This window comes from Streptomyces sp. DT190, from assembly GCF_049846985.1.
Taxonomy (GTDB): domain Bacteria; phylum Actinomycetota; class Actinomycetes; order Streptomycetales; family Streptomycetaceae; genus Streptomyces.
Window position 1 is genome coordinate 298,480 of sequence record NZ_JBNCNM010000009.1, and the last position, 6,885, is coordinate 305,364.

Consider the following 6,885-nt stretch of genomic DNA (forward strand, 5'->3'; position numbering starts at 1 on the left):
CGGCGGCTCGGCTCCGTGTACCTCGACGGTGCCGTGCGCCGGCGGGCTGCCGGGCACGTGAGCCGGTCACGAACCGTAACGGGGCGATCCGGCTCACCGCCGTGGGGTGGCGGCTCACGACAGGGGGCTCCCCTGCTCGGGCGAAGCCGAGAGCCTGGGGAAGGGCCAGCGCCGGAATTGCACCGGCTTCGCCCCGTACGGTGTGATGACGACCCGCTTACTGTACCCGGCCGTAGGAAAGCGCCCGAGGGCGCCGTTTCCGCCGGGGGCCCGGCGCCCGGGACATGTGCCGAACTCCCCTGAAGGGTCCCCGAGTTGATGTTCCGGCGGGCGTGGACAGGCTAACGTGGGGCTTCCCGACCACAGGCAGGAGCGTCCATGACCGACCAGGTGGAGAACTCCGAGCAGGAGCCGTTCGACAAGATCGACACCTCGGTTCCGCACTCGGCCCGGATCTGGAACTACTGGCTGGGCGGCAAGGACAACTACGAGGTCGACCGCGTCGCCGGTGACGCGTTCCGCGAGATCTTCCCCGGGATCGAGACCGGGGCCCGCGCCGCCCGCTACTTCCTCGCACGCGCCGTCCGCCACCTCGCCGCCGAGGAGGGCATCCGCCAGTTCCTGGACATCGGGACCGGCCTGCCCAATGTGGACAACACCCATCAGATCGCCCAGCGGGTGGCCCCGGAGAGCCGGATCGTCTACGTCGACAACGACCCGCTGGTCCTGGCCCACGCCCGCGCGCTGCTCACCAGCACCCCGGAGGGCGTCACCAACTACGTGGACGCCGACCTGCGCCGGCCCGACACGATCGTCCGGGAGGCCGGCAAGACCCTGGACTTCGACCGTCCGGTCGCGCTGATGCTGATGGGCATCCTGGGGCACGTCGAGGACCACGACGAGGCCCGCTCGATCGTGCGGCAGCTGGTGGACGCCCTGCCCCCGGGCAGCTTCCTCGTGAGTTACGACTCCACCGACACCAGCGAGGACTACGTCCGGGCCATCAACCAGTACAACGAGGGCGGCTCGGTCCCCTACATCCTCCGCAGCCCGGAGCAGATCGCGCGCTACTTCGACGGACTGGAACTGCTCGAACCGGGCGTGACGTCCTGCTCCCGCTGGCGCCCCGACGCGGCCGCCCTGGGGCTGCCCGCCGAGGTGCACCAGTACGGCGGGGTCGCCCGCAAGGCCTGAGCCGTCCCGCCGCCCGCGGCGGTCAGGTCTCCTGGAGCACGCGGTGCAGGATGGTCGGAGTCTCGTCCGGTGACTCGGCTTCGACCACCAGCCGGTTCATGGCGTCCCAGTGGCGCTCGATGTCGGCCGGCTTGTCCGGGTACAGGGCGGTGGTCAGCTTCTCCAGGTAGACCACGTCCGGCAGCTGCCCGCCGGGCAGGCGCAGGATGGTCACCGGGCCGCCCTCCGCCGCGTGCCCGCCGGCGGAGAACGGCAGGATCTGCAGCGTGATCTGGGGCAGCCGGCAGAGCTCGATGAGCTGCCTGAGCTGGGCGCGCATCACCCGCGGCCCGCCCACCGGGCGGCGCAGCGCCGCCTCGTCGAGCACGGCCCACAGCCGGGTCGCCGGCTGCCGGTGCAGGATCCGCTGCCGGGTCATCCGCAGCGCCACCCGGCGCTCGATCCCCGCCGGGCCGGCGTCCGGGTGGGCGACCCGGAGGGAGGCGCGGGCGTACTCGGGGGTCTGCAGCAGGCCGGGCACGCGCTGGACCTGGTAGCAGCGGACGAGGCTCGCGGCCTGCTCGGCCCCGAGGTACGTCTGCATCCAGACCGGCACGACATCGCTGTAGTAACGCCACCACGCCGGGGAGTTGGCCTGCTCGGCCAGGGCCAGCAGGGTGGCACGCTCGGCCTCGTCCGAGACGCCGTAGAGCGTGAGCAGGTCGGCGACGTCGCGCAGCTTGAAGCCGTGGCGCCCGGCCTCCATCCGGCTGATCTTGGACGAGGAGGAGCGGATGACCTCCCCCGCGTCGGCGCGGCCGATGCCGCGCTCCTCGCGCAGCCGCCGCAGCCGGGCGCCCAGCACCAGCCGCGGCACCATGGGCCCGGCCGACCGGGCGTCCAGGGCCCCGCTGCCGGTCGTGACGAATGCGGCCTCTTCGGTGCCCATGGGCTTCTCTCCCGGTGCGAGCGTTGCTTCCGACCATCGTAGGGGGCGCTTGTCGGCGTCAAGTGCCTTATCGAACAAGCGCCTTCGCGTTCGGTGTGGGTCCGTGGCAGGAGAGGTGGAGGACGGGTGAGGGTCCCTCGCACCGCCAGGTACGCGACCGGTGCGCTGCCCGGGGCCGACTCCGCGCGGCCCGGCTCGACGGGGTGGCGCAGGGGGACGGCGGGGAGCCGGTGTTCTGCCGGAGGATCAGTGCCCGAGGGGCGGGTCAGTGCCGTGCGTCCGGCGCCGTCAGGTCGATCAGGCGGCAGACCGTCTCGATGTCGATCCTGACCTGGGCGATGGAGGCGCGGCCCGAGAGCCAGGTGATCAGGGCCGAGTGCCAGGTGTGCTCGATCACCCGGACCGCCGACAACTGCTCCGGCGTCGGGTCCTCCTGGCCCATCGCGTCCAGGATGATCGCCGTGGTCTGCCGGGAGACCTGGTCGACCTCGGGGCTCACACTGCGGTCGGCGAAGGTGAGCGCGCGGACCATCGCGTCGGCCAGGTGCGGCTCGCGCTGCAGCGCCCGGAAGGCCCGCATCAGCGTCTCCGCGACCCGCTCGGCCGCCGTGGCGCCCTGCGGGGGCTTCCTGCGGAGCGTGCCGTGCAGGTGCTCCAGCTGGTCCTGCATGGTGGCGACCAGCAGATGGATCTTGGAGGGGAAGTACCGGTACAGCGTGCCGAGCGCCACCTGTGAGGACTCCGCGACCTCACGCATCTGCACGGCGTCGAAACCGCCCCGGCCGGCCAGTTGCGCGCTCGCGTGCAGGATGCGGCGGCGGCGGGCCTCCTGCCGCTCCGTCAGCGGTGCGGAGGCCGCGGCTCCGGCTTCCACCCTGGCCGGCTTGGCCACCTTGTTCACCTCGGCGTTCACCTGGGCTTGCGCGGGCATGGTTCGGTCCCGTTCCGTGACCGTCCGTGAGGACGGGTGATCAGACAGCATGGCACGGCACCGGTCGTGGCGTGAATCACCTGATCCACTGGTCACAGCGCCCCTACCTGCCGGTAGATTCGGAGCCTCCGAACGATCAAGTCTGAAACTTGTTCTAGATTAGCGTCCCGGCGTAATCTCGCGGGACAGTGCAGGGAGAAGGGGGCCCGGAGTGACCGCTGAGGCCAGGGAGGCCGGGGCTCCGGAGGACCCCGCTGCCGACGGCTTGCGACCGCTCGACATCGCGCTCCTCACCTATAAAGGGAACCCGTTCTGCGGCGGTCAGGGCGTCTACGTCCGGCACCTCTCCCGTGAACTGGCCCGCCTCGGCCACCGGGTCGAGGTCATCGGCTCCCAGCCGTACCCCGTCCTCGACGAGGGCTACGACGGCCTGCGCCTCACCGAACTGCCCAGCCTCGACCTGTACCGCCAGCCGGACCCCTTCCGCACGCCGGGCCGCGACGAGTACCGCGACTGGATCGACGCGCTCGAAGTGGCGACGATGTGGACCGGCGGCTTCCCCGAGCCCTTGACGTTCTCGCTGCGCGCCCGCCGCCATCTGCGCGCCCGCCGCGGCGAGTTCGACGTGATCCACGACAACCAGACCCTCGGCTACGGCCTGCTGGGCGACGTCGGCGCGCCGCTGGTGACGACCATCCACCACCCCATCACCGTGGACCGGCAGCTGGAGCTGGACGCGGCCGACGGCTGGAAGCGGCGCTCCTCGGTGCGGCGCTGGTACGCCTTCACCCGCATGCAGAAGCGGGTGGCGCGGCGGCTGCCGTCCGTGCTCACCGTCTCCGGCACCTCCCGCCAGGAGATCGTCGACCACCTCGGCGTCCGCCAGGACCGCATCCACGTCGTCCACATCGGCGCCGACACCGACCTGTTCTCGCCCGACCCCTCGGTACCGGTGGTGCCCGGGCGCATCGTGACGACGTCCAGCGCGGACGTGCCGCTGAAGGGCCTGGTCCACCTGGTGGAGGCCCTGGCGAAGGTGCGCACCGAGCACCCCGGGGCGCATCTCGTCGTGGTCGGCAAGCGCCCGGCCGAGGGGCCGGTCGCCCAGGCGATGGAGCGCTACGGGCTGGAAGGCGCCGTCGAGTTCGTCAAGGGCATCTCCGACGCGGAACTGGTCGACCTGGTGCGCTCCGCGCAGGTCGCCTGCGTGCCGTCCCTCTACGAGGGCTTCTCGCTGCCGGCCGCCGAGGCCATGGCGACGGGTACGCCGCTGCTCGCCACGACCGGCGGCGCGATCCCCGAGGTCGCCGGGCGGGACGGCGAGACGTGCCTGGCGGTGCCGCCGGGGGACGCGCAGGCACTGGCGGCCGGGCTCGGCCGCCTGCTGGGCGACCCGGAGCTGCGGGCGCGGCTCGGCGCGGCCGGGCGCGACCGGGTCCTGCGGCACTTCACCTGGGCCCGGGCCGCCGAGGGGACGGTGGCCCGGTACCGCGAGGCGATCGAACGGGCCGGTGGACGGGACGGGGGCCGCCCCGCGCGTGCGGCCTCCGGCCGCGCCACGATTCCGACTGGCCCCGGCTCCCCGGCCCCGGCCGGTTCCGTTTCTCGGGCTTCTGCGGCCCCGGTTGGTTCCGGCTCCCCGGCTTCCGCGCCCTCGGCGGTCTCCGGTCTTCCGGCTGCGGCGGCGCCGGCGGTCTCCGGCTCCCCGGCCTCCGTGGCCCCGGCCGGTTCCGGCCCCGCGGCCGCGACGGGGGGCGTCTCCCCGTCTCCCGCGTCCTCGGCGGGCGCCGCTTCCCCGGCCCCCGCAGATGTCACAGGCGTCAACTCCGAAAGCAGGGCCACGTGCTGACCGTCGACTTCTCCCGGTTCCCGCTCGCCCCGGGCGACCGTGTCCTGGACCTCGGCTGCGGTGCCGGACGGCACGCGTTCGAGTGCTACCGGCGCGGCGCGCAGGTCGTGGCGCTGGACCAGAACGCCGACGAGATCCGCGAGGTCGCGAAGTGGTTCGCGGCGATGAAGGAGGCCGGGGAGGCACCCGAGGGGGCCACGGCCACCGCCATGGAGGGCGACGCCCTCGCGCTGCCCTTCCCCGACGAGTCCTTCGACGTCGTCATCATCTCCGAGGTGATGGAGCACATCCCGGACGACAAGGGCGTCCTCGCGGAGATGGTGCGCGTCCTCAAGCCGGGCGGGCGCATCGCCGTCACCGTGCCGCGCTACGGCCCCGAGAAGGTCTGCTGGGCCCTGTCCGACGCCTACCACGAGGTCGAGGGCGGCCACATCCGCATCTACCGCGCGGACGAGCTGCTGGAGAAGATCCGCGAGGCCGGCCTCAAGCCCTACGGCACCCACCACGCCCACGCGCTGCACTCGCCCTACTGGTGGCTCAAGTGCGCGTTCGGCGTCGACAACGACAAGGCGCTGCCGGTGCGGGCGTACCACAAGCTGCTGGTCTGGGACATCATGAAGAAGCCCCTGGCCACCCGGGTCGCCGAACAGGCGCTGAACCCGCTGATCGGCAAGAGCTTCGTGGCGTACGCGACCAAGCCGCACCTGCCGCGTCCGGCCGGCACCGGGGCGGACGCCCAGTGACGACTCCCCGGACGGAACATCTGGTCCTGCCCGGGGTCCTCACCGCCGGGCAGGCCGCCGAGACCGTCGCCGGCATCCTCGGCGTGCAGCGCGAGGACGGCGCGATCCCCTGGTTCCGCGGCCACCACCTCGACCCGTGGGACCACGTCGAGGCGGCGATGGCCCTGGACGCGGCCGGTGAGCACGAGGCCGCCGAGCGGGCCTACCTGTGGCTGGCCCGGCACCAGAACGACGACGGCTCCTGGTACGCGGCGTACGCCGACGGGGAGTTCGCCGACGTCACCGACCGCGGCCGCGAGACCAACTTCGTCGCCTACATAGCCGTCGGCGTCTGGCACCACTACCTGTCCACCGGTGACGACACGTTCCTTGAGCGGATGTGGCCGTCGGTGTACGCGGCGGTGGAGTTCGTGCTCCGCCTGCAGCAGCCCGGCGGGCAGATCGGCTGGCGGCGCGACGACGACGGCACGCAGACCGCCGACGCCCTGCTGACCGGCTCCTCCTCCATCCACCACGCCCTGCGCTGCGCCCTCGCCATCGCCGAGCAGCGGGAGGAGCCGCAACCGGACTGGGAGCTGGCGGCGGGAGCCCTGCGGCACGCCATACGCCACCACCCGGAGCGGTTCCTCGACAAGAACCGCTACTCGATGGACTGGTACTACCCGGTGCTGGGCGGCGCGCTGACCGGCGCGGAGGCCAAGGCCCGGATCGAGGAGGGCTGGGAGCGGTTCGTCGTCCCGGGACTGGGCGTGCGGTGCGTGGTGCCCAACCCGTGGGTGACGGGCGGTGAGTCCGCCGAACTCGCCCTGGCCCTCTGGGCGATGGGGGAGTCCGACCGGGCGCTGGAGGTGCTGCAGTCGATCCAGCACCTGCGCGACGCGGACAGCGGCCTGTACTGGACCGGGTACGTCTTCGACGACGACGCGGTCTGGCCGCGGGAACTCACGACCTGGACGGCCGGGTCGCTGCTCCTCGCCGTCGCCGCGCTGGGCGGCCACGAGGCGACCTGCGCGGTGTTCGGCGGCGAGCAGCTGCCGCTGGGACTCGAGGCGGACTGCTGCGCCTAGCGGCGCTCGAACGCCCGCGTGCCGAGCGGGGTTTGGCGGAGGCGGGGGGGGGGGGGGGGGGGGGCGCCCCCCCCCCCCCCCCCGGGGCGGGTGAGGGGCCGGGGCCCCCCGGGGGGGTGGGGGGGGGCCCCAAAAACGAACACCCCCCCCCCCCCCCCGCGGCCCCCCCCCCC

The 6,885-nt window shown here is 73.2% G+C and carries 6 protein-coding genes; 4 read left to right on the forward strand and 2 right to left on the reverse strand.

Going from position 1 to position 6,885, the window contains the following annotated elements:
* The first annotated feature begins 378 nt into the window (after nt 1–378).
* Nucleotides 379–1,194 (forward strand): SAM-dependent methyltransferase, encoded by an 816-nt coding sequence (locus ACPXCS_RS18880; protein ID WP_425945233.1) that lies wholly within the window; start codon nt 379–381, stop codon nt 1,192–1,194.
* Nucleotides 1,195–1,216: 22 nt separating this feature from the next.
* On the opposite strand, the gene ACPXCS_RS18885 is transcribed toward ACPXCS_RS18880, so the two are convergent.
* Nucleotides 1,217–2,122 (reverse strand): DUF5753 domain-containing protein, encoded by a 906-nt coding sequence (locus tag ACPXCS_RS18885; RefSeq protein WP_425945234.1) that lies wholly within the window; start codon nt 2,120–2,122, stop codon nt 1,217–1,219.
* A gap of 265 nt (nt 2,123–2,387) precedes the next feature.
* Nucleotides 2,388–3,053, reverse strand: coding sequence for a TetR family transcriptional regulator (locus ACPXCS_RS18890; RefSeq protein ID WP_425945235.1), 666 nt, complete (start codon nt 3,051–3,053; stop codon nt 2,388–2,390).
* A 211-nt stretch (nt 3,054–3,264) separates the two neighbouring features.
* Here ACPXCS_RS18890 and ACPXCS_RS18895 point away from each other — a divergent pair, with 211 nt between their 5' ends.
* The 3 genes from ACPXCS_RS18895 to ACPXCS_RS18905 are packed head-to-tail and all read left to right on the forward strand — an operon-like array spanning nt 3,265 to nt 6,712.
* Nucleotides 3,265–4,902 (forward strand): glycosyltransferase, encoded by a 1,638-nt coding sequence (locus tag ACPXCS_RS18895; protein WP_425945236.1) that lies wholly within the window; start codon nt 3,265–3,267, stop codon nt 4,900–4,902.
* Complete coding sequence (locus ACPXCS_RS18900; protein ID WP_425945237.1) at nt 4,896–5,645, forward strand: methyltransferase domain-containing protein; 750 nt, start codon at nt 4,896–4,898, stop codon at nt 5,643–5,645. The genes ACPXCS_RS18895 and ACPXCS_RS18900 overlap by 7 nt, the downstream gene beginning before the upstream one ends.
* The gene (locus tag ACPXCS_RS18905) at nt 5,642–6,712 is read left to right on the forward strand and encodes a prenyltransferase (RefSeq protein WP_425945238.1); all 1,071 of its coding nucleotides are present in this window, start codon (nt 5,642–5,644) and stop codon (nt 6,710–6,712) included. Before ACPXCS_RS18900 ends, ACPXCS_RS18905 begins: the two co-directional genes overlap by 4 nt.
* Nucleotides 6,713–6,885 lie beyond the last annotated feature (173 nt).

Bases quoted from the DNA above. Each gene is read 5' to 3' on its own strand.
- ACPXCS_RS18880 (WP_425945233.1), top strand. From the start codon at position 379: ATGACCGACCAGGTGGAGAACTCCGAGCAGGAGCCGTTCGACAAGATC.
- ACPXCS_RS18885 (WP_425945234.1), bottom strand. From the start codon at position 2,122: ATGGGCACCGAAGAGGCCGCATTCGTCACGACCGGCAGCGGGGCCCTG.
- ACPXCS_RS18890 (WP_425945235.1), bottom strand. From the start codon at position 3,053: ATGCCCGCGCAAGCCCAGGTGAACGCCGAGGTGAACAAGGTGGCCAAG.